The sequence below is a fragment of the Micromonospora sp. MH33 genome, from assembly GCF_003013775.1.
Classification (GTDB): Bacteria; Actinomycetota; Actinomycetes; order Mycobacteriales; family Micromonosporaceae; genus Micromonospora; species Micromonospora fulviviridis.
Genome location: NZ_MUYZ01000552.1, coordinates 1 through 2,256, shown reverse-complemented (window position 1 = coordinate 2,256; position 2,256 = coordinate 1). Strand labels below are relative to the sequence as shown.

The window sequence follows — 2,256 nt, the reverse complement described above, 5'->3', positions numbered from 1 at the left end:
GCGGCGACGGGCCCGCCACCCCCGGCGCCGGCCTCGGACCGCCCGGGCTGCGGGCGCGTGCCGAGTCGGTCGGCGGCGCCTTCCACGCCGGCCCGTGCCCCGAGGGCGGCTGGCTGATCCGCGCCGAACTGCCCGCCCCGGAGGACGAGGCGGAGCTGCCCTGACGGCCCCCGGGCCTTCCGTGCCGGCGGCGGCCGACCTAGAGTGAGGGCGGCGACCGCGAGGTTGCCGGTGACCCGGCGGGAGGCGCAACCCGGCGGGCCCAGACGCGAACGCGTCCACCGGTGCCGTCGTGGCCGCCCGCACCCGGTCGCCTCGCCCCGGTCCGCTACGGAATCCCCCCATCACGACAGGGGAGAAGGACAAATGGCGCGACCCATCACGCTCTTCACCGGCCAGTGGGCCGATCTTCCGTTCGACGAGGTCTGCCGGCTCGCCGCCGAATGGGGGTACGACGGCCTGGAGATCGCCTGCTGGGGCGACCACTTCGAGGTCGACAAGGCGCTCGCCGACGAGGCGTACGTGGACCGCAAGCGGGCCACCCTCGCCAAGCACAACCTCCAGGTCTTCGCCATCTCCAACCACCTCGTCGGGCAGGCGGTCTGCGACCACCCGATCGACGAGCGGCACCAGGACATCCTCCCCGCCCGGATCTGGGGCGACGGCGAGCCGGAGGGCGTACGCCGGCGCGCCGCCGAGGAGATGAAGGACACCGCCCGGGCGGCGGCGAAGCTCGGGGTGAAGACGGTGGTCGGCTTCACCGGCTCGTCGATCTGGCACACCCTGGCGATGTTCCCGCCGGTCCCGCCGGCCATGATCGAACGCGGTTACCAGGACTTCGCCGACCGGTGGAACCCGATCCTCGACGTCTTCGACAAGGTGGGCGTGCGCTTCGCCCACGAGGTGCACCCCAGCGAGATCGCCTACGACTACTGGACCACCAAGCGGGCCCTGGAGGCGATCGGCCACCGGCCCGCGTTCGGGCTGAACTGGGACCCGTCGCACTTCGTTTGGCAGGAGCTGGACCCGGTCAACTTCATCTTCGACTTCGCCGACCGGATCTACCACGTCGACTGCAAGGACGCGAAGGTGCGCACCGGGGACGGCCGGCGCGGCCGGCTCTCCTCCCACCTGCCCTGGGCGGACCTGCGGCGGGGCTGGGACTTCGTCTCCACCGGCCACGGGGACGTGCCGTGGGAGGACTGCTTCCGCGCGTTGAACGCGATCGGCTACACCGGCCCGATCTCGATCGAGTGGGAGGACGCCGGCATGGACCGCCTGGTCGGCGCCCCCGAGGCGCTCCAGTTCGTACGCCGGCTCGCCTTCGACGCCCCGGCCGCCGCCTTCGACGCGGCGTTCAGCAGCAACCGGGACTGACCCCGCAGGCCCCCCGGGGCCGGCGCGGCCGGTCCCGGGGCGGCCCTCAGCAGGCGGCGAAGACCTGGTCGCTGACCAGCCGGGCGGCGCCGACCAGGCCGGCCCGGTCGTCGAGGTCGGAGAGGACGATCGGCATGCTGCCGGTGGCCAGCGGGGTGGAGCGACGGTAGACCACGCCCCGGATCTCGGCGAGCAGGACCGGCCCGATGCCCGGGGCCGCGCCGCCGATGATCACGATGGCCGGGTTGACGAAGCTGACCAGGCCCACCAGCACCTGCCCGAGCCGGCGGGCGGCGTCGCGGACCAGGGTCTGCGCGGCCGGGTCGCCGGCGGTCGCCGCCGCCGCCACGTCGGCCACGGTGAGCGCGCCCGCGGCGGCCAGCCGGTCGGCGAGCGCCGTCGAGCGCCCGGCCCGCGCGGCGGTCACCGCCTCCCGCACCAGGGCGGCATCCCCGCAGTACGCCTCGACGCAGCCGGTGTTGCCGCACCCGCAGAGCGGCCCGTCCTCGGTGAGCTGGAGGTGCCCGATGTCCCCGGCGCCGCTGGTGGCGCCGCGGTAGAGCGCCCCGCCGAGCACCAGTCCGCAGCCCACCGCGTCGCCCAGCTTCACGTAGAGGAAGTCGTCGAACGGCCGGCCGGTGCCGGCGTGCCGCTCGCCCAGGGCCATCACGTTGGCGTCGTTGTCCACCTGCACCGGGCAGCCCAGCTCGGCGGCGATGGTGTCGCGTACCGGGAACTGGTGCCAGCCGGGCAGCGCGGGCGGGGAGACCGGGGCGCCGTCGCGGACCGCGACCGGCGCGGGGAGCGCCACCCCGACGCCGGCCAGCCGGGCCAGCCCGGCCTCGGCCCGCAGCTTGCCGAGCAGCTCGACGGCCCGGC

Annotated in this window: 2 protein-coding genes; one reads left to right on the top strand and one right to left on the bottom strand. The window is 75.2% G+C overall.

What is annotated here, in order from left to right; translation table 11 throughout:
* Positions 1 to 366: 366 nt before the first annotated feature.
* The gene (locus B0E53_RS35690; protein WP_107079846.1) at positions 367 to 1,377 is read left to right on the top strand and encodes a sugar phosphate isomerase/epimerase family protein; all 1,011 of its coding nucleotides are present in this window, start codon (positions 367 to 369) and stop codon (positions 1,375 to 1,377) included.
* A 46-nt stretch (positions 1,378 to 1,423) separates the two neighbouring features.
* On the opposite strand, the gene B0E53_RS35685 is transcribed toward B0E53_RS35690, so the two are convergent.
* A partial coding sequence (locus B0E53_RS35685; protein WP_107079845.1) for an ROK family protein occupies positions 1,424 to 2,256 on the bottom strand: 833 nt, incomplete at its 5' end.